The sequence below is a fragment of the Nonomuraea dietziae genome (assembly GCF_014195505.1).
Taxonomy (GTDB): domain Bacteria; phylum Actinomycetota; class Actinomycetes; order Streptosporangiales; family Streptosporangiaceae; genus Nonomuraea; species Nonomuraea roseola.
Genome location: NZ_JACIBV010000001.1, coordinates 3,651,435 through 3,670,137, shown reverse-complemented (window position 1 = coordinate 3,670,137; position 18,703 = coordinate 3,651,435). Strand labels below are relative to the sequence as shown.

Annotated in this window: 16 protein-coding genes; 10 read left to right on the top strand and 6 right to left on the bottom strand. The window is 71.0% G+C overall.

The annotated features are described in order from the left end of the window. The first annotated feature begins 118 nt into the window (after positions 1-118). On the top strand, positions 119-940 hold the full coding sequence (locus FHR33_RS17465) for a phosphatidate cytidylyltransferase (RefSeq protein WP_312895583.1): 822 nt from the start codon (positions 119-121) through the stop codon (positions 938-940). Between the two features lie 186 nt (positions 941-1,126). Here the strand turns inward: FHR33_RS17465 and FHR33_RS17460 are convergent, their stop codons facing one another. Continuing rightward, positions 1,127-1,909 carry an SAM-dependent methyltransferase gene (locus tag FHR33_RS17460; protein WP_246451986.1) on the bottom strand — a complete coding sequence of 261 codons (783 nt, stop codon included), beginning with the start codon at positions 1,907-1,909 and terminating at the stop codon, positions 1,127-1,129. 18 nt (positions 1,910-1,927) lie between these two features. Further along, the gene (locus tag FHR33_RS17455) at positions 1,928-2,848 is read right to left on the bottom strand and encodes a suppressor of fused domain protein (RefSeq protein ID WP_312895582.1); all 921 of its coding nucleotides are present in this window, start codon (positions 2,846-2,848) and stop codon (positions 1,928-1,930) included. Positions 2,849-2,960: 112 nt separating this feature from the next. Here FHR33_RS17455 and rlmN point away from each other — a divergent pair, with 112 nt between their 5' ends. Beyond that, on the top strand, positions 2,961-4,070 hold the full coding sequence (gene rlmN / locus FHR33_RS17450) for a dual-specificity RNA methyltransferase RlmN (RefSeq protein WP_183648663.1): 1,110 nt from the start codon (positions 2,961-2,963) through the stop codon (positions 4,068-4,070). A gap of 4 nt (positions 4,071-4,074) precedes the next feature. On the opposite strand, the gene FHR33_RS17445 is transcribed toward rlmN, so the two are convergent. Genes FHR33_RS17445 through FHR33_RS17435 form a run of 3 tightly spaced genes read right to left on the bottom strand, consistent with a single transcriptional unit; the run spans position 4,075 to position 6,962 of the window. Further along, positions 4,075-4,746: a hypothetical protein gene (locus tag FHR33_RS17445; RefSeq protein ID WP_183648661.1), complete on the bottom strand. Its 672-nt coding sequence runs from the start codon at positions 4,744-4,746 to the stop codon at positions 4,075-4,077. After that, positions 4,743-5,465 (bottom strand): ATP-binding cassette domain-containing protein, encoded by a 723-nt coding sequence (locus tag FHR33_RS17440; RefSeq protein ID WP_183648659.1) that lies wholly within the window; start codon positions 5,463-5,465, stop codon positions 4,743-4,745. Before FHR33_RS17440 ends, FHR33_RS17445 begins: the two co-directional genes overlap by 4 nt. A gap of 48 nt (positions 5,466-5,513) precedes the next feature. Next, positions 5,514-6,962: a PucR family transcriptional regulator gene (locus tag FHR33_RS17435; protein WP_312895581.1), complete on the bottom strand. Its 1,449-nt coding sequence runs from the start codon at positions 6,960-6,962 to the stop codon at positions 5,514-5,516. A 72-nt stretch (positions 6,963-7,034) separates the two neighbouring features. Here FHR33_RS17435 and speB point away from each other — a divergent pair, with 72 nt between their 5' ends. Together speB and FHR33_RS17425 are read left to right on the top strand one after the other, a co-directional pair. Continuing rightward, positions 7,035-7,976 carry an agmatinase gene (speB, locus tag FHR33_RS17430; RefSeq protein WP_183648657.1) on the top strand — a complete coding sequence of 314 codons (942 nt, stop codon included), beginning with the start codon at positions 7,035-7,037 and terminating at the stop codon, positions 7,974-7,976. Continuing rightward, entirely contained in the window at positions 7,973-9,466 is a 1,494-nt protein-coding gene (locus tag FHR33_RS17425; RefSeq protein ID WP_183648655.1) for a purine-cytosine permease family protein, read from the top strand. Before speB ends, FHR33_RS17425 begins: the two co-directional genes overlap by 4 nt. A 101-nt stretch (positions 9,467-9,567) precedes the next feature. Here FHR33_RS17425 and FHR33_RS17420 read toward each other — a convergent pair whose 3' ends face one another. Then, the gene (locus FHR33_RS17420; protein WP_183648652.1) at positions 9,568-10,578 is read right to left on the bottom strand and encodes an AI-2E family transporter; all 1,011 of its coding nucleotides are present in this window, start codon (positions 10,576-10,578) and stop codon (positions 9,568-9,570) included. A 157-nt stretch (positions 10,579-10,735) separates the two neighbouring features. On the opposite strand from FHR33_RS17420, the gene FHR33_RS17415 reads away from it, so the two are divergent. From FHR33_RS17415 to FHR33_RS52670, 6 genes are read left to right on the top strand one after another with little or no spacing between them, the layout of a single operon-like run. Beyond that, on the top strand, positions 10,736-12,112 hold the full coding sequence (locus FHR33_RS17415; RefSeq protein WP_312895580.1) for an extracellular solute-binding protein: 1,377 nt from the start codon (positions 10,736-10,738) through the stop codon (positions 12,110-12,112). Next, positions 12,087-12,992: a carbohydrate ABC transporter permease gene (locus tag FHR33_RS17410; protein ID WP_312895579.1), complete on the top strand. Its 906-nt coding sequence runs from the start codon at positions 12,087-12,089 to the stop codon at positions 12,990-12,992. Before FHR33_RS17415 ends, FHR33_RS17410 begins: the two co-directional genes overlap by 26 nt. Next, positions 12,989-13,807, top strand: coding sequence for a carbohydrate ABC transporter permease (locus FHR33_RS17405; RefSeq protein WP_183648650.1), 819 nt, complete (start codon positions 12,989-12,991; stop codon positions 13,805-13,807). The genes FHR33_RS17410 and FHR33_RS17405 overlap by 4 nt, the downstream gene beginning before the upstream one ends. Next, positions 13,807-14,871, top strand: a complete 1,065-nt coding sequence (locus FHR33_RS17400) for an ABC transporter ATP-binding protein (RefSeq protein WP_183648647.1) — start codon at positions 13,807-13,809, stop codon at positions 14,869-14,871. The genes FHR33_RS17405 and FHR33_RS17400 overlap by 1 nt, the downstream gene beginning before the upstream one ends. Further along, on the top strand, positions 14,868-16,037 hold the full coding sequence (locus tag FHR33_RS17395; RefSeq protein ID WP_183648644.1) for a CehA/McbA family metallohydrolase: 1,170 nt from the start codon (positions 14,868-14,870) through the stop codon (positions 16,035-16,037). The genes FHR33_RS17400 and FHR33_RS17395 overlap by 4 nt, the downstream gene beginning before the upstream one ends. Further along, positions 16,028-18,703, top strand: coding sequence for a glycoside hydrolase family 38 N-terminal domain-containing protein (locus tag FHR33_RS52670; RefSeq protein WP_183648642.1), 2,676 nt, complete (start codon positions 16,028-16,030; stop codon positions 18,701-18,703). Before FHR33_RS17395 ends, FHR33_RS52670 begins: the two co-directional genes overlap by 10 nt.

Genomic DNA, 18,703 nt, shown 5'->3' with positions numbered 1-18,703 from the left:
TAACAGGAGACGTTCGTCAGACTGCCTCCCCACCGTAGCGGCAGTACGTCTGAGACGTTTCCCATTAGATCAAGCATCAGACGGCTCGTGGCGGTCTGACCGCTGAGTTGGAGAGTCTGTGGAAGAACGTACGGCGGGCAGCCGTGCCGGCAGGAACCTGCCCGCCGCGATCGCGGTGGGCGCGGGGCTGGGCGCGCTGGTCATCATCTCCCTCCTGACGATCAAGGAGCTCTTCCTCCCTGTCGTCGCGGTCGCCGTGGGTGTCGGAGCGGCCGAGGTGGTGCAGGCGCTGGCCACCAGAGGCATCAGGGTGCCGTTGATCCCCGTGCTGGTGGCGACGGCCGTGATGCAGGGCGGCGCCTACTGGGGCGGTGCGAGCTGGCTGGTGGGCACGTTCGTCGTCTTCCTCTTCGCGCTGCTGCTGTGGCGGATGTTCGACGGCGGGCAGGACGGCTACGTCCGTGACGCCACGGCCTCGGTCTTCGCGCTGGCCTATCCGCCGCTGCTGGCCGGGTTCGTGCCGCTGCTGCTTGCCGAGCCCGACGGCCACTTCCGGGTGCTGATCTTCATCGCGGTCACGGTCAGCAGCGACATCGGCGGCTACTTCGCGGGCGTCCTGTTCGGCAGGCACAAGATGTCGATCATCAGCCCGAAGAAGACCTGGGAGGGCTTCGCGGGCTCGGTGATCGCGTGCACGGCCGTGGGGGCCTGGCTGGTGGTCTGGCTGATGGACGGTCAGATCTGGCAGGGCGCGCTGATCGGCGTGCTGGCGGCGATCATGGCCACGCTGGGCGACCTGGTCGAGTCGATGATCAAGCGTGATCTCGGCATCAAGGACATGGGCACGCTGCTGCCGGGCCACGGCGGGCTGATGGACAGGCTCGACTCGCTCGTGGCGACGCTGATCCCGGTGTGGCTCCTGCTGTCGCTGTTCTTCTAGGCGGCCCTGGCTCCGGACCGGCTCCCGCGACCGGCCTGACCGCCTTCCGCGACGACTGGTCCGGCTCCCGCGACCGGCTTCACCGCCTTCCGCGACGACTGGTCCGGCTCCCGCGACCGGCTTCACCGCCTTCCGCGACGACTGGTCCGGCTCCCGCGACCGGCTTCACCGCTCCCGCGAGGTCGGCTAGACCGCCTTCGCGACGACGCCGATGGTGCTCGGCTTGGAGAAGTCGGGCCGCTGGTCGGTGCGCCAGGCGTTGACCGGCACCAGGTGCGGCTCCTGCAGCTCCATCCCCTCGAACAGCGCGCTGATCTGGGCGCGGGTGCGCGGGGTGAGGCCGCCGGGCGCGGACTTGGCGTAGACCTCCTGGACCGCCTCGACAGTGTCGTCCCCCGTGCGCTCGCCGGCGAAGGCGTGCGACATCACGATGTAGCCGCCGGGACGCACGGCCGCGCGCAGGCTCGCCATGATCCTGGCCAGCTCCTCGTCGTCGATGACGAAGTGCGCGATCGACAGCAGCAGGACAGCCACCGGCTGCTCGAAGTCGAGGTGCGCGCCCGCGGCCGCCACGATCGCCTCCGGTTCGCGCAGGTCGCCCTCGATGACGGTGGTGTTCTCGTGGGTGGCCAGCAGCGCCCTGCCGTGGACGAGCACGATCGGGTCGTTGTCGACGTAGACGACACGCGAGTCGGGGGCCACGCGCATGGCCACCTCGTGGACGTTCTCCTGCGTGGGCAGGCCGCTGCCGATGTCGAGGAACTGCCTGATGCCCGAGGCCGCCAGGTGCTCGACGGACCTGCGCAGGAAGGCGCGGTTGTCGCGGCACATCTCCACGGCGTCGGGGACCAGCTTGAGCAGCTGCTCGGCGGCCTGCCTGTCGACCGCGAAGTTGTCCTTGCCGCCCAGCCAGTAGTCGTAGATGCGTGCCACGCTGGGGGAGGTGGTGTCGATCTGGAGGTCGGTCATGTCCGGCATGTTAGGTGATCACGCCTCGCCGTTCCATGGTTCCAGCCAGAGCCATCGAACCGCCTCGCCGCCGAACCCGAACCCTGACATGTCGGGCTTGTCGTTGGCGTCCGCGAGCATGATCACCCCGTCGTACTGCCCGCCCAGCGGAAAGGTCGAGGGCTCGTGGTACCACTTGGCGGTGTGCCCGTGCCCCAGCCACGTCACCGAGTGCCATGGGTACTGCGCCAGCCACACCAGCAGCAGCGCCGCCTCGCGCGGGTCGCCGTGGGTGGCCACCGCCAGCTCGATCCTGGCGTAGGCGCGTGGCCTGTCGATCCACTGCTCGACCGTGGGCATGCGCTGGCAGCTCATGCCGACCGTCGACAGGATCGTGAAGCCTCGCTTGCCGTACGGCGGGCGCTCGGTGATGCCGACCGTCGGCAGCCGTTCGCCGCTGGCGTCCCAGTAGCGGCCCGCGGGGCCGACGGTGCGGTCGAGGTGGCCCATCACGAACTGCTGGAAGGAGGCCCATGAGCCCTCGCTGTTGCGCCACTGCCAGTAGGCCCTCGCGTGGGTGAGCCTGGGCTGTAACCCCTCGAGCGCCTCGGGCAGCGCCCAGGCGAACGGTGTCTCGCCGATCGCGTCGCGCGCGTAGCCGGGCATGCCCCTGCTCATGTCGGCCCAGCCAGGAATGACCGCCAGCAGCTCGTCGTTCTCATACAGGGCGACGCCGTCGCCCTCCTCGAACCACAGCGTGGTCAACTGGCCCAGCGCGTGCCGTCCCTCGGGATGGCGGGTGTTGGGCCTGGGCATGAGCGGCGGCGCGCCGGCGTTCAGCCTGGCCAGGTCGACCACCTCGGGGGCGGTCAGGTGGTTGGCCAGCCAGACGGCTCCGTGCACCTCGCCGCCCGGTGAGCACAGGTAAGCTACCGACGACGCTTCGTCGCGTTCGACCACCAGAGTGCGGCTCCCGTAAGGGTTCCCATCGGTGAGGACGACCTCGGTTTGCCCCTCGCCAGACGACCGGTATATCGCCATACATCTGGACTTTAGATCAAAGAGAGGGCTCATGACCGCCGAGAAGACCGAGCGCCCGTTGCTGCAGTTCGCCGCACCGCGGCGGGCCAAGCCCGCGAGGCACCTGGCGGACCTCACGATGCCCGAACGCCGTGCCGCCATCGCCGAGCTCGGCGAGAAGCCCTTCCGCGCCGACCAGCTCTCACGCCACTATTTCTCGCATCTGACCACCGACGTCGCCTCCATGACCGACCTGCCCGCCGCGGCCCGCGAGAAGCTGTCGGTGTTGCTGCCCCCGCTGCTCACCTCCGTGAGGGAGATGAGCACCGACGCGGGCACCACGCGCAAGACGCTGTGGCGGCTGTTCGACGGCGCGCTGGTGGAGTCGGTGCTGATGCGCTACCCCGACAGGGTCACGATGTGCGTGTCCTCCCAGGCGGGCTGCGGCATGAACTGCCCGTTCTGCGCCACGGGCCAGGCGGGTCTGACGCGCAACATGTCCACGGCCGAGATCGTCGAGCAGGTGGTCTCGGGGGCGAGGGCGCTGGCCGCCGGTGAGGTGCCCGGCGGGCCCGGCAGGGTCAGCAACGTCGTCTTCATGGGCATGGGCGAGCCGCTGGCCAACTACAAGGCGGTGATCGGGGCGGTCCGCCGCCTCACCGACCCCGCCCCCGAGGGGCTCGGCATCTCCGCGCGCGGCGTCACGGTCTCCACGGTCGGGCTGGTCCCGGCGATCGGCAAGCTCGCCGACGAGGGTCTGCCCGTCACGCTCGCCCTGTCGCTGCACGCGCCCGACGACGAGCTGCGCGACACCCTGGTGCCGATCAACACCCGGTGGAAGGTGCGCGAGGTGCTCGACGCGGCGTGGGCGTACGCGGCCAAGACCAAGCGCAGGGTCTCCATCGAGTACGCGCTGATCAAGGACATCAACGACCAGGAGTGGCGGGCCGACCTGCTCGGCAAGCTGGTGAAGAACAAGCTGGTGCACGTCAACCTGATCCCGCTCAACCCGACGCCTGGCTCGAAGTGGACCGCTTCGAGGCCCGAGGACGAGCGGGCGTTCGTGCGGCGGCTCGAGCTGCACGGGGTGCCGGTGACCGTCCGCGACACCCGTGGCCGCGAGATCGACGGCGCCTGCGGCCAGCTCGCCGCCGCCGAATAGGCTTTCACGGCCGGGCGCGGCGCAGCCTGGTGTAGGCGGCCAGGCCGAGCAGCGGCCACAGCAGCGAGGGAACGGCCAGCCACGGCAGGCCTTCGGTCAGCAGCCCGTCGGCGGCCGCGCGCATCCAGCCGCCCAGCGGCACCGTCAGCCAGGCGGCGGGGGAGAGGCTGACCAGCAGCATCGCCATGAAGCCCAGCACCAGCATCATGATCGACAGCGCGGGCGAGGGCAGGATGGGGCGGCTGGTGAGCGCCCCGAGCGCGGTGCCCGCCAGCGCCGACAGCGCGTGCAGCGCGATCGCCGCCGCCAGCTCCCCTCGCGAGGGGAGCTCCGAGACGCCGAGCAGCAGCCCCCACACCACCGCCAGCGCGGCGAAGGCCGAGGTCACCACCAGCGCGGCGAGCAGCCCCGCGGCCACCTCCCTCGACGGCGACCCCACCGCCGTGGCGGAGATCGCGCGCTGCTGGTCTGGCTCGGTGTCGAGCAGGCTCCTGGCCGACCAGGCCAGGAGCGGCACCAGCAGGACAGCGGTGTCGGTCAGGGCGGTGACCTCCTGACCGAGCGGGGCCCTGACGCCGTAGGCCAGCGCGAGCAGCACCAGGACGGGCAGCAGGGCCCTGACGACGCGATGCGACCTGGCGAACGCGGCGAGCCTGAAGAGGGTCAGAGCGATCATGCGCGATCCAGCTCTCTGGCCTGGTAGCCGTCGCCGCGCATCCTGGCCATGAACGCGGGCACCTCGTCGGCGGGCACCGTCACGACGACGTCCGCGGGGGGCGCGGCCGTCACGGGCGGGGTGCTCCCCGTGCTCTCCTTCACCTCGCCGTCGAGGACGGCCCAGCGGCGCACCGAGGGCAGGCCGCGCAGGCCGCCCTGGTGGTCGCTCACCACGACCATGCCGCCCCTGCCCGCGACCTCGGTCACGATGGCGGGCAGCTCCGCCCTGGTGTCGGCGTCCAGCCCCGCGAACGGCTCGTCCAGCACGAGCAGGCCGGGCTCGGCCATCAGCGCCTGGACGAGGCCGACCTTGTGCGCGCTGCCCTTGGACAGGTCGCGCAGCCGCTCGTTCATGAGGAGCGCCATGCCGAGCCTGTCGATCCACGGCTCGAAGCGGGCCCGTCTGATCCTGGCCTGGTGGGTGAGGTAGGCGGTGACGGTGAAGGGCTGTTCGGCGGGGAAGCGGTCAGGAGCGAAGCCGACCACGACGGGGCGGCCCGAGATCGTGCCGGCGGTCGGCCGGGCGAGCCCCGCCATCAGGCGCAGCAGGGTGGACTTGCCCGCGCCGTTCGCACCGACGACCTCGGCGACGTCGCCAGGGGCCAGAGCCATCTCGACGCCGCGCAGCACCGTGGGAGCGCGCCTTCGGTAGCTGTAGCTCACGTTCACCAGCCGCATGGCCCCCCATCCTGCACGGTCGGGGCCCACCGGCGCTACCGGCGACGATCAGTCCTGCAGGCCGAGCTGGTGGGCGGCGCGGATGGCGAGCCAGACCTCGGCGAAGGCGGCGCTGGAGGACAGGTCGCGTCCGGTCAGCTCGGCGAAGCGCCGCAGCCTGTAGGCGAGGGTGTTCGGGTGGACGTGCAGGGCCGCCGCGGCGTCCTCGGTGCGCCTGTCGCGCTCCATCCAGGTGCGCGCCGAGGTGAGCAGCTGGGAGCCGTGCGCGGAGTCGTAGGCGAGCACCGCGCCGAGCACGTGTTCCACCAGCGCCGTCAGCACCCAGGGGTCGTCCTGCAGCCAGCGGCCCGTGGTGTCGTCGCCGTAGTGGACCAGCGCCCTTCCCGACTCGGCTGCCCTGGCCGCGGCCCACACCGCCTCCCGCTGCGCCACGCGCAGCGGCTCGCCCGAGACGAAGGGCCTGGAGACCCCCGCCGCCACGCCCTGGATCGCGGCGACGGCCGTGGCGAGGGAGGGGGAGCCGAGGACGTAGTGGTCGTCTCCGCGGCGCAGCATGAGGTGCGGCCTGCCGTCGAGCGCGCGGCGCAGCGCGTCGTCGCCGACCTGGCGTACGGCCAGCAGCGCGATCGGCGACTCGAGCCCCATCCTGGCCAGCCGCCGCCTGGCCGCGGCCGGGTCGAGCACGTCCTGCAGCAGCTCGGAGAGGGTCTCGGCCCCCTCGCGGCGCAGCGTCTCACGCTCGTGCCTGACCATGGCCACCTGCAGCGCGGCCACGGTCGCGATGTGCTGGACGACGGCGAGCCCAGCGGGCCGCGCGCCCTCACGCTCGAAGGCCACCAGGAAGCCGGCGGGACCGCCGGGCGCGGGCACCGGCAGCACGAAGCCGCCGGGAATGGTGGGTGGAGCCTCGGGTACGGCCGGCAGCACGTCCACCGAGGGCACGGGCACGCCGGGCAGCAGCGGGCGCCCCTGTGGCGTGCAGAGGAAGACCTCGTAGCCGCTCAGCCGCTCCAGCCGCCTGAACAGCGTGGCGTGGTCGAGGTCCTCGGCCGCCAGCCAGCGCAGCGCCCCGAACACCTGCAGCTGCGCGCCGAGCCGCTGCCTCGCGTCCTCCTGGACGGCCGCCGCCACCTCCTGCGCGATCGCGATGAACGGCACGGCCAGCGGCACCTCCAGCACCGGCATGCCGCGCTCCTCGGCCGCCTCGAAGAAGGCCCTGCGCAGCGGGGGCACGTGCAGCTGCGCCGACAGCGCCAGCGCCGAGACGCCGGCGTCGTCGAGCCGCTCCAGGTAGGCCCGCTGCCTGGCGGCCGAGTGCGGCACGCCGATGCCCGTGGTCATGATGACCTCGGCGCCCAGCAGCCAGGGTGTCGGGTCGTCCAGCTCGCTGACGTGCGCCCACGAGACGGAGCGTGACAGACCCGCTTGTCCCGCGAGCAGGCGCAGCTGCAGCGCGGGGGAGCGGAGAAGATCCTCGACGGACACCTTTGTGGCCACACACAAAGCGTACGTACACCTTTGTGACCTGCACAATTGTCGCCTTCGCCGCGACGACGCAGACTCGTGCCCATGACTCAGCAGCCCAGGGGACCCGTCGACTCCTCCAGGACGCCGCGCTTCGCGGGATTCGCCACTTTCGCCCGCCTGCCGAGGCTCGACGAGGTCGAGCACGCGGACGTCGCCCTGGTGGGTGTGCCGTTCGACAGCGGCGTCTCCTACCGGCCTGGGGCGAGGTTCGGCCCCTCGGCGGTCAGGGAGGCCTCGCGGCTGCTGCGGCCGTACAACCCTGGCCTGGACGTGTCGCCCTTCGAGAGGCTGCAGGTCGCGGACGCGGGCGACATCGCCTGCAACCCGTTCAACATCGGCGAGGCCGTCGAGACCCTCCAGGACGCGGCCGCCGCGTTCGACAGCAGGCTGGTCACCATCGGCGGCGACCACACGATCGCGCTGCCGCTGCTGCGCGCCGTCGCCGCCAAGCACGGGCCGGTGGCGCTGCTGCACTTCGACGCGCACCTCGACACCTGGGACACCTACTTCGGCGCCGAGTACACCCACGGCACGCCCTTCCGCAGGGCCGTCGAGGAGGGCATCCTCGACACCGAGGCGCTCAGCCACGTCGGCATCCGCGGCCCCCTGTACGGCAGGCGCGACCTCGAGGAGGACCGCAGGCTCGGCTTCGGCATCCTGACCTCGCGCGACGTCATGCGGATGGGCGTGGACGAGGTGGTCGACGCGCTGCGCCAGCGGATCGGCGACCGCCCGCTCTACATCTCCGTCGACATCGACGTGCTCGACCCCGCCCACGCCCCCGGCACCGGAACCCCCGAGGCGGGCGGGCTGACCAGCCGGGAGCTGCTGGAGATCCTGCGCGGCATGGCCGGTGCGAACCTGGTCGGCGCCGACGTGGTGGAGGTGGCCCCCGCCTACGACCACGCCGAGATCACCTCCATCGCCGCCTCCCACGTCGCCTACGACCTGGTCAGCCTGCTCGCACTGAAGGAAAAGCCGTGAAGATCGAGACCTACGGCGTCGAGCGCATTCCCGACGCCGACCGCAGCGCCCGGCCGATCGACCTGTTCAGGCTCGCCTTCGGCGGCGCGAACACCTTCGCCACCTGCGTGCTCGGCGCCTTCCCCATCCTGTTCGGCCTGTCGTTCTGGCAGGGGGTGACCGCGACCATGCTCGGCCTGGTGGTGGGCGCGCTGATCCTGGCTCCGCTGTCGCTGTTCGGCCCGCTCAACGGCACGAACAACGCCGTCTCCTCCTCGGCGCACCTCGGCGTCCACGGCAGGATCGTCGGCTCGTTCCTGTCACTGCTCACCGCCATCGCCTTCTTCTCCATCTCGGTGTGGTCCTCGGGCGACGCGCTGGTCGGCGGGGCGCACCGGCTGGTGGGCCTCCAGGAGAGCGACGTCACCTACGGCGTGGCCTACGCGCTCTTCGCCGTCCTGGTGCTCGTGGTCTGCGTCTACGGCTTCCGCTTCATGCTCTTCGTCAACAAGATCGCGGTCCTGGCGGCCTCGCTGCTGTTCGTCCTCGGCGTCTTCGCCTTCGCCGGCGACTTCGACCCCTCCTACGCGGGCACGCTGGCGGCCGGCGACCCGCTGTTCTGGCCCTCCTTCATCGGCGCCGCGCTGATCGTGCTGTCCAACCCGGTCTCCTTCGGCGCCTTCCTCGGCGACTGGTCGCGTTACATCCCCGCGCGGACGCCGCGCTCCAGGGTGCTGGCCGCCGCGTTCCTGTCGCAGATCGCCACCTTCCTGCCGTTCCTGTTCGGCCTGACCACCGCCTCGATCATCGCCACCAAGGCCGCCAAGTACGTCGACCCCGCCGCGCCCAACTACGTGGGCGGCCTGCTGGCCATCTCGCCGGGCTGGTACTTCGTCCCCGTCTGCCTCATCGCGCTGATCGGCGGCATGTCCACGGGCACCACCGCGCTGTACGGCACCGGCCTCGACTTCTCCAGCGTCTTCCCCCGCTTCTCCAGGGTCCAGGCGACGATCTTCATCGGCACGCTGTCGATCGTCTTCATCTTCGTCGGCCGTTTCGCCGCGAACCTGACCCAGAGCATCTCCACCTTCGCCACGCTGATCATCACCTGCACCGCGCCGTGGATGGTCATCATGATGCTCGGTTACCTCACCAGGCGCGGCTGGTACGACGCCGAGGCGCTGCAGGTCTTCAACCGCCGCCAGCGCGGGGGCCGCTACTGGTTCACCCACGGCTGGAACTGGCGGGGCATGACGGCCTGGCTCGTCTCCGCGGTCGTGGCCATCCTGTTCGTCAACCTGCCGGGCCAGTTCGTGGGGCCGCTGGGCGACCTGGCGGGCGGAGTGGACATCTCGCTGCCCGTGGGCCTGGCGATCGCCGCCGTGCTCTACCTCGTGCTGCTGGCCGCCTTCCCCGAGCCCCGCGAGGTCTACGGGCCCGCAGGCCCCCGCCTGGTCCGCGCCGCCGACACCCCCGTCCCTCCCATCGTCGCCGCCGAGCTCGTCGGCTAGCCTGTCCCGCGCGTCGCCGCGGATGCGCGTCATCGTCCCCGAGGACGCCGCCCGCGGTCCCGTGGGGAGGCGGTCACCCTCGACGCCGTCACCCCCGTCGTTCACGAGCTGGAGACGGCCCTCTCGCCCTGACGGTGGCGCAGCAGCGCCACCACGACGGAGGTCACGGGGGCGGCCAGGAACGCGCCGGTGATCCCCGCCAGCACGCTGCCGAGCGTGATCGCGATCAGGATCACCGCCCCCGGCAGGTCGAGCGCCTTGCCGTAGATCTGCGGGGCCAGCACGTGCCCCTCGATCTGCTGGACCAGCACCGTGACCGCCACCACGACGAGCGCCACCAGCCAGCCCTTGGCCACGAAGGCCACCACCGCGGCCAGCAGGCCCGCCATGAACGCGCCCACCACCGGCAGGAACGCGCCCGCGAAGGTGAGCACCGCCAGCGGGAGCGCGATCGGCACGCCGAGGATCCACAGCGCGATCCCGATGAAGAACCCGTCCACCACGCCGACGATCGCCACGCCCCTGATGTAGCGGCCCACGACGTCGAAGACCACCTCGCCGGTCCGCCTCATGCGCGGCCTGGCCCGCAGCGGCGCGAGGTCGGTGAGCCAGCCGTACAGCCGGTCCCCTCCGTGCACGAAGTAGATCGCCAGGATGACCGCGAGAACCGCGCCCACGATGATCTCGCCGACGGTCTTGGCGCCCGCGAGGGCGCCCGTGGCGATCTGCCGCCCCTGCTCGGCCAGCCACGTCCTGGCCTGGGTGAGCATGTCGGCCAGGCGCGCGTCGTCGAGGCCGAGGCGGGCGGCCAGCGTGTGCAGGTCGTCCAGCGCGGTTCCCACGCTGACGTGCAGCCGCGACAGCCCGTTGATCGTGGGCGGCACGAGCAGGGCGAAGAAGGCCACCAGGAGCGCCAGGCCGCCCACGCACACGATCGCGGTCGACAGGCCCCTGCCCATGCCACGGGCGCGCAGCAGGCGCGCGGGCGGCAGCAGCAGCGTGGTGAGGAAGACGCCGAGCACGATCGAGATGGCGACCGTGCGCACCAGCGAGAGACAGTAGAGGGCCACGGCGATGAGCGCGATCACCCCGAGCGCGCGCCATGGCTTCATGCCCATGGCCTTCCCCCCTGGAGGAACGCGGCGCATCAGAGGCACCACAAAGGGATGACCAAAAATACTGAGGTTTCGCGAATGTTGCCAGGTCTTTACGTCGTGCGGTTGTCATGACATATTGGCCCATGCTTTTCGGACACTCTCGGAGGGTTGCGTGAAAAGATCCATTGGCGCTGTCGCGGTCATCGCCGCGACCGGAATGGCGCTCACCGCATGCGGGCAGTCGTCCTCCGACGCTGACACCATCGAGCTCACGATCACACAGAACGCCATCGCCGGAGGGAAGAACGCGGCGGCGGCCGACCACATCGCCAAGTGGGTCATCCCCAAGTTCGAGGCGGCGCAGAAGGCCAAGGGCAAGGACGTCAAGGTCAAGTTCGTGCCGAGCGGCGTCGACGACGAGCAGTACAAGACCAAACTCGCGCTCGACCTCAAGTCCAAGAAGGGCGCCGACGTCATCGACATCGACGGCATCTGGGCGGGCGAGTTCGCCGAGGCTGGATACATCAAGCCGCTGTCGGAGGTCGCGGGAGCGGAGACCGACAGCTGGGAGGGCTGGTCGCAGATCCCCGAGGCCGTCCAGGGGCTGACCACCTACAACGACAAGAAGTACGCGCTGCCGATCGGCACCGACGGCCGTGTCCTCTACTTCAACAAGACCCTCTTCCAGAAGGCGGGCCTGCCCGCCGACTGGCAGCCGAAGAGCTGGCAGGAGGTCATCGACGCGGGCAACAAGCTGAAGACGGCGGGCGTGCCCACGCCGATCCAGATCAACGCGGGCACCGCCATGGGCGAGGCGACCTCGATGCAGGGCGTGCTGCCGCTGCTGGCGGGCGCGGGCGGCGAGATCTTCAAGGACGGCAAGTGGAGCGGCGCCTCCCAGCCGCTCAAGGACGCCCTCGGCCTCTACCAGCAGATCTACGGCGGCAGCGGCCTCGGCGACCCCAAGCTCCAGCAGGAGGCCAAGGGTCGTGACAAGTCCTTCGCAGAGTTCGCCGACGGCAAGATCGGCATCCTGATGGAGGGCGACTACTTCTGGCGCGGCGTCGTCAACCCCACGGACGGCGTGGCCAAGATGGCCGACCGCGACCAGGTCGTCGGCTTCGCGATGATCCCCGCCATCCAGCCGGGCAAGGGCATCCGCGGCCAGGACTTCGTCAGCATGTCGGGCGGCGCCCTGCGCACGATCAACCCCAACAGCAAGCACCCGAAGGAGGCCTTCGAACTGGCCGCCTTCACCCTCTCGCCCGAGGCGCTGAAGGAGGAGACCAAGCAGAACGTCCGCATCACCCCGCGTACGGACGTCAACAAGGAGATCCTCACCGGCGACCCACTGCTGATGTTCATCTCCGAGAAGGTGCTCCCGCTGACGGCCTACCGGCCGCCGCTGGCCGTCTACCCGCAGGTCTCGGCCGCGCTGCAGGAGGCCACCGCCCAGGTGGTCAGCGGCAAGGCGCCCGACCAGGCGGCGGCGGACTACCAGGCGAAGCTCGAAGGACTCGTCGGTGGCGCAGGCAACGTCGCATCCTAAGGCCCGCTACAGCGCGGACGCGGCGGGTCTGGGCACACCCAGAGCCGCCGCGTTCATCGCCCCCGCGATGGCGCTCATCGCGGTGTTCCTGGTCTTCCCCGCGCTGTGGGTCATCTACCTGGGCCTGACCAACTACCGGCTGACCGGCCTGGCCGCGGCCGAACCGCAGTTCGTCGGTCTCGACAACTTCGTCAAGGCCGTCTCCGACGAGGGCTTCTGGAACTCCGCCTGGCTGACCGTCCAGTTCGTGCTCGGCTCGGCCGTCATCGGCCAGGTCGTGCTCGGCTTCACCATCGCCTGGCTGCTGCGCGATCGGCAGGGGCCGCTCAAGCGCGTGGTCGAGGGCCTGGTCATCCTGGCCTGGATCCTGCCGGGCGCGGTCGTCTCCTTCCTGTGGATCGCGCTGCTCGACCGTGACGGCGGCACGCTCAACGCGCTGCTCGGCATCCCCGGCTTCGCCTGGCTGCTCGACCACCCGATGCTGTCGATCATCATCTTCAACACCTGGCGCGGCACCGCGTTCTCGATGATGCTGTACGGCGCCGCCCTCGGGAACGTGCCACCCTCGCACCTCGAAAGCGCCCGCCTGGCGGGGGCGTCGGGATGGCAGCAGCTGCGCGACGTGGTCTTCCCGCACATCAGGGGCCACATCCTGACCAACCTGCTGCTGATCAGCCTCTGGACCTTCAACGACTTCACCCCGTTCCTGCTCACCGCGGGAGGGCCCGACCACAAGTCGGAGGTGCTGGCGGTCCACGTCTACAACGTGGCGCTGAGGGGCGGCGAGCTCGGATTCGGCGCGGCGGTCTCCACGATCATCCTGCTGATCAACCTGGTGGTGGCCGTGTTCTACCTCCGGCTGCTCAGGAGGAAGTCATGACCCGACACATCGTCGGCAGGATCGGGTTCTACACCCTGATCGCGCTGCTGATGGCCTTCTTCACGGTGCCGCTGCTGTGGCTGGCCGCGGCGCCCTTCACCTCCGACCCGACGTACGAGGTCTCGCTGCCGGACTTCACGTTCACCAACTTCCAGGCGATCCTCGAACACCCCTACGCGCTCGGCTCGCTCTACAACTCGCTGCTGCTGGCCGTGGGCACCGCCGTCCTGGTGGTGCTGCTGGCCGCGCTGGCCGCCTACGCCCTCAGCCGGGTGCGCATGCCCGGCCGCGACGCGCTGCTCTACGCGCTGCTGCTGCTGTCCTCGATCATCACGGGCACGGCCGCGATGGTGCCGCTGTTCCAGCTGGCCGTCGAGCTCAACCTCATCGACTCGCAGCTCGGCCTCATCCTCATCCTCACCGGCGGCCTGCTGCCCGCGGCGATCTTCATGCTCAAGGACTTCATGGACTCCACGCCCAAGTCCTACGAGGAGTCGGCGCGCGTCTTCGGCGCCTCCCCTCTGCAGATCGTCGGCCACGTCGTGGTGCCACTGGTGCGGCCCGGCCTCGCCACGATCGGCGTCTGGGCGATCGCCAACGTCTGGGGCAACTTCCTGATGCCCTACCTGTTGCTGAGCGACATCGAGAAGCAGCCGGGCGCGGTGATCATGTTCACCCTCTACACCGAGGGCGGGCAGGCCAACCTGCCGCTGCTGTCCACCTTCGGCCTGCTGTACTCGGTCCCTGTGGTCCTCATGTACCTGTTCGTCAGCAAGAAGTACGGCTTCCGCTTCCACGGAGGGATCAAGCGCTGATGGCCGCTATCGAACTCAAAGGCCTGACCAAGGTCTATCCCGGCGGCGTGAAGGCGCTCGACTCGCTGGACCTGGAGATTCCCGACGGCGAGTTCTTCGCCCTGCTCGGCCCTTCCGGCTGCGGCAAGACCACGCTCCTGCGCACGATCGCGGGCCTGGAGACTGCCACGGGCGGCGCGATCGTCATCGGCGACCGCGACGTCACGGGCGTCCAGCCCGGCGCGCGTGACGTGGCGATGGTCTTCCAGGACTACGCGCTCTTCCCGCACATGGACGTCACCGACAACATCGCCTACCCGCTGCGCATCAAGAAGGTGGCCAAGGCCGCGCGAGCGGAGAAGGCCCGCGAGGTGGGCGAGCGGCTCGGACTGGCGCACCTCATGGACCGCCGCCCCGGACAGCTGTCCGGAGGGCAGCAGCAGCGCGTGGCCCTGGCCCGCGTCATGGCCACCCAGGCGCAGGCGTTCCTGTTCGACGAGCCGCTGTCGAACCTGGACGCCAGGCTCAGGCTGGAGGCGCGCACCTTCCTGAAGAAGCTGCAGCGCGAGCTGGGCGTCACCACCGTCTTCGTGACCCACGACCAGGCCGAGGCGCTGGCCATGGCCGACAGGATGGCGGTCATGGAGAACGGACTCATCAGGCAGATCGGCACCCCCGCCGAGGTCTTCCAGCGCCCCGCCAACACCTTCGTGGCCTCCTTCATCGGCTCCACCCCGATGAACCTGCTCGACGGGCAGGTCAGAGGAGAGAGGCTGGAGGTGGCAGGGTGCAAGCTGCCGGTGCCCTCCTCGGTCGAGGGGCGGCTGAGCGAGGGGGAGCAGATCGTGTACGGCGTGCGTCCTGAGTACATGACCTACTCGGCCGAGCCCGTCGAGGGCGCCTTCGGCGGCAGAGTGTCGATCATGGAGAATCTCGGCGCCGCCCATCTGGTGACGCTGGAGGTCAACGACACCCTCGTCCAGGTGGTCGTGCCGGAAGGCAGCGAGCCGCCGCTCGGTGCGGAAGGATTCGCGGTGCCCAAGGACGGCAGGGCGCTGGTCTACCGGGATGGGAACGTCGTATGACCCTGATCCAGGGCCGCTGGAGCCTGGACGACCGCCTGGAGCAGATCCTGAGGGAGGTGCCCTTCGAGGTGCCTCGCGGGGCGGCGGGGCTGACCGTGAGACTGGGCTACGACCGGTCGAAGGGGGTGCTCGACCTCGGGGCCGCCTCGTCGTACGGCTTTCGCGGCTGGTCGGGCGGCGCGCGCGACGAGTACACGATCACCCGTGACTGGGCCACGCCCGGCTACCTGCCGGGCGAGCTGGAGGGCGGGACGTGGCAGGTGTGGCTGCGGCTGCACAGGGTGCCGCCCGAGGGCCTGGAGTTCTCCCTCGAGGTGAGCGTCCACACGCGCGCGCCCGATCCGCCCGCCGAGCAGGCGCCGCTCGAGGCCGCCAGGCCGCCGCGCCGGGACATCCCCGACGTCGAGGGCCTGCGGTGGTACGCGGGCGACTTCCACACCCACACCGTCCACAGCGACGGCGCGCTGACCGTCCAGGAGCTGGCGGCGCTGGCCGCCGGCAGGGGGCTCGACTTCCTCGCCGTCACCGACCACAACACCGTCAGCCACCATCCCCACCTGGCGAAGGTCAGGGAGATCACGCTGATCCCCGGGCAGGAGGTGACCACCGACAGAGGCCACGCCAACGTCTTCGGCGACGTCGGCTGGGTGGACTTCAGGAAACCCGCCGACACCTGGGGCGAGCGCGGCCTGATGTCGGTCAACCACCCGCTCGGCGGCGACTGCGCCTGGCTGCAGCCCATCGCCGAGCGCCCGCGGGTGGCCGAGGTGTGGCACTCGGGCTGGTGGGACCGGCGCTGGGGCGCGCCGCTGGCCTGGGCCGAGGCCTGGCGCGAGGATGTCATCGTGATCGGCGGCAGCGACTTCCACCGGCACGGCTCCGACGGCCTGCCGGGCGAGCCCACCACGTGGGTGCTGGCCGCGCATCCCGGCGAGATCCTCGAAGGGGTGCACGAGGGCCGTACCGCGGTGTCTGCGGGCCCTGACGCGCCGCTGCTGCTCAGGCTCGGCGACGAGCTGCTCGCCCTGGACGCCGACGGGCTCGTGCTGGTGCGCCCGGGAGGCGCGCGGCAGGTGATCCGCGGCGACAGGGCGCTGGTGCCCGCCGGTGAGGGCCCCTTCAGGTTGGAAACGCACGAGAACGAGGTGATGGCGCTGTGCGCGTAGTCGTGGTCCCCCACACGCACTGGGACAGAGAGTGGTACGAGCCCTTCCAGCGCTTCAGGCTGCGGCTGGTGGCGCTGATGGACGAGGTGCTCGACACCATGGAGCGCGAGCCCGCCTACCACTTCACCCTCGACGGGCAGCTGGCCTGCGTCGACGACTACCTGGAGGTCCGCCCCGAGGCGCGCGACAGGATCGCGGCGCTGGTGCGCGAGGGCCGCCTGGCGATCGGGCCGTGGCAGATCCTGCTGGACGAGTTCCTGTGCTCGGGCGAGAACATCGTCCGCAACCTGGAGCTCGGGATGAGCCGCGCGGACAAGCTGGGCGGTGCCATGCCGGTCGGCTACCTGCCCGACATGTTCGGCCACACCGCCCAGATGCCGCAGATCCTGCGCCTCGCGGGGCTCACGCACGCGTGCGTGTACAGGGGCGTGCCGTCCTCCGTGGTCACCGACGCCTTCGCCTGGGTCGCGCCCGACGGCACCGCCGTGCGCACGCAGTACCTGCCCGCAGGCGGGTACGGCAACGGCGCGCACCTGTTCGAGGCCCCTGGGCAGCTGGAGGCGCGGGCCGAGGAGTTCGTCGCGACCATGACGCGGTGGCAGGGGGAGACCGCGCCGCTGCTGGCGATGTACGGCACCGACCACTCGGCTCCGGTGGCGGGGCTGCCGGAGATGGTGGCGTCGCTCGGCGCCCGCATGGACACCTTGTCCGGGTACATCACGTCGCTGGACGGCCCCGCGGTCGAGCAACTGCCCCGCGTGGAGGGCGAGCTGCGCTCGCACGCGCGCGCCAACATCCTGCCGGGCGTCATCTCGGTGCGCGCCCACGTCAAGCAGGCGATGGGCAGGGCCGAGCGGATGGTCGAGCGCTACGCCGAACCGCTCGCCGCGCTCTGGGGCGAGGCGTGGCCCGGCAGGTTCCTCGACATGGCCTGGTGGCGGCTGGTCGACGCCAGCGGGCACGACTCGGTCACCGGCTGCGGCGTGGACGACACCGCCCAGCAGGTCGCCGCCCGCATCGCCGAGGCCGAGCATCTCGGGCAGGCCGTGCGCGACATGGTCACCGCGCGGCTGGCCGCCGCCGTGCCCTCGGGCGGGATCCTGGTCGTCAACCCCTCGCCCTTCGACCGCTCGGGCGTGGTCCTGGTGGAGGTGGCGGGGTCGGACCCGCTGGTGGACGCCTCGGGCGCCCGCGTGCCCTCCCAGACCCTGGAGTACGCGCCGACGCTGCTGCTCGACGAGGAGATGGACCCCAGGGTGGCGCTGACGTTCGTCCACGGCACCGAGCTGTACGGCCAGCACGTGACCGGCTGGTCCGTCGCCGAAGGGGTGCTGACGTTCACGGTCGCGCGTGAGTCGTCGGCGCCGTTCGACGTGTCGGAGGTCGCGGCGGCCCTCACCGACGACGTCACCCGCGTGCGCATCGTCGCCGAGCCCCGCCGTACGGTCGCGGCCCTGGTGAACGCCCCCGCCCTCGGCCACACCAGCCTCGCCCCCTCAACCGCTCCGAGCACCACCCATGCAACCTCAGAGGGCCTCAGCTCGCGGGCCTGGGAAGGTGTGCGGGCCGGCGAGAGGGTGCTGGACAACGGCCTGCTCAAGGTGGAGATCGCCGCCGACGGCACTCTCACACTCACCGGCGCGGACGGCGTGACAGTGACCGGCGCGGGCCGCATCGTCGACGGCGGCGACGTCGGCGACACCTACAACTACGCGCCCCCCGCCACCGACCGGCTCGTCTCCGACCCCGACGACGTCGAGATCACCCCTGTCTGCACCGGCCCGCTGGTGGCCGCGGCCGACGTCCGCCGTGTCTACCGCTGGCCCGCCGACGCCCAGGTGGAGGGCACCCCCGAACTGCCCGCCGCCGCCCGCTCGGACGGCACGGAGGAGATCGTCGTCGGCACCCGGGTCGAGCTGCGGGCCGGCGAGCCGTTCGTCAGGCTGCGAGTGGAGTTCGACAACCGCTGCTCCGACCACAGGGTCAGGCTGCACGTGCCGATGCCCGCCCCCGCCACGTCGTCCTTCGCCGAGGGGCAGTTCGCGGTGGTCGAGCGGGGGCTGACGTCGGAGGCGGGCTGCGGCGAGACCCCGCTGCCCACCTTCCCCGCCTCCTCGTGGGTGTCGGCGGGCGGAGTGGCGGCGCTGCTGGAGCACGTCACCGAGTACGAGCTGGTGGAAGGCGAGCTGGCGCTCACGCTGCTTCGCTCGGTCGGCTACCTCTCCCGCAACCGCAACGCCCTCCGACCTGAGCCGGCGGGCCCGCAGCTGCCCACGCCGGCCGCCCAGTCCCGCGGGCTGCGCACGGTGAGCATGGCCCTCATGCCCCACACCGGTTCGTGGGCGGCGGTGCCCCCCGCCGCCGAGGTCTTCCGCCACGACCTCCTCGCGGTCCCCGGCGCGGGCGAGCCGTCCCTTCCCCTGCCGCCCGCCGCCGCCGGGCTGTCGGTGACGGGCGAAGGCGTGGTCATGACGTCGCTGCGCGAGCGTGACGGCTGGAAGGAGCTGCGCGTGGTCGCCATGTCCGACGTCGACACGGTCGCCACGATCGAGGGGGCCTTCACCGAGGCGCGCTCGGCCGATCTCAGGGGCCGCCCCGGCGACCCTGTCGACGCCTCTCGTCTGCCGTTGCGTGCGTGGGAGATCGCCACCATCCAGCTGCGCTGA

What these genes read in the sequence shown, in the direction of transcription:
- FHR33_RS17460 (WP_246451986.1), bottom strand. Translation starts at nt 1,909, where the DNA reads ATGACCGACCTCCAGATCGACACCACCTCCCCCAGCGTGGCACGCATC.
- rlmN (WP_183648663.1), top strand. Translation starts at nt 2,961, where the DNA reads ATGACCGCCGAGAAGACCGAGCGCCCGTTGCTGCAGTTCGCCGCACCG.
- FHR33_RS17445 (WP_183648661.1), bottom strand. Translation starts at nt 4,746, where the DNA reads ATGATCGCTCTGACCCTCTTCAGGCTCGCCGCGTTCGCCAGGTCGCAT.
- FHR33_RS17440 (WP_183648659.1), bottom strand. Translation starts at nt 5,465, where the DNA reads ATGCGGCTGGTGAACGTGAGCTACAGCTACCGAAGGCGCGCTCCCACG.
- speB (WP_183648657.1), top strand. Translation starts at nt 7,035, where the DNA reads ATGACTCAGCAGCCCAGGGGACCCGTCGACTCCTCCAGGACGCCGCGC.
- FHR33_RS17420 (WP_183648652.1), bottom strand. Translation starts at nt 10,578, where the DNA reads ATGAAGCCATGGCGCGCGCTCGGGGTGATCGCGCTCATCGCCGTGGCC.
- FHR33_RS17405 (WP_183648650.1), top strand. Translation starts at nt 12,989, where the DNA reads ATGACCCGACACATCGTCGGCAGGATCGGGTTCTACACCCTGATCGCG.
- FHR33_RS17400 (WP_183648647.1), top strand. Translation starts at nt 13,807, where the DNA reads ATGGCCGCTATCGAACTCAAAGGCCTGACCAAGGTCTATCCCGGCGGC.
- FHR33_RS17395 (WP_183648644.1), top strand. Translation starts at nt 14,868, where the DNA reads ATGACCCTGATCCAGGGCCGCTGGAGCCTGGACGACCGCCTGGAGCAG.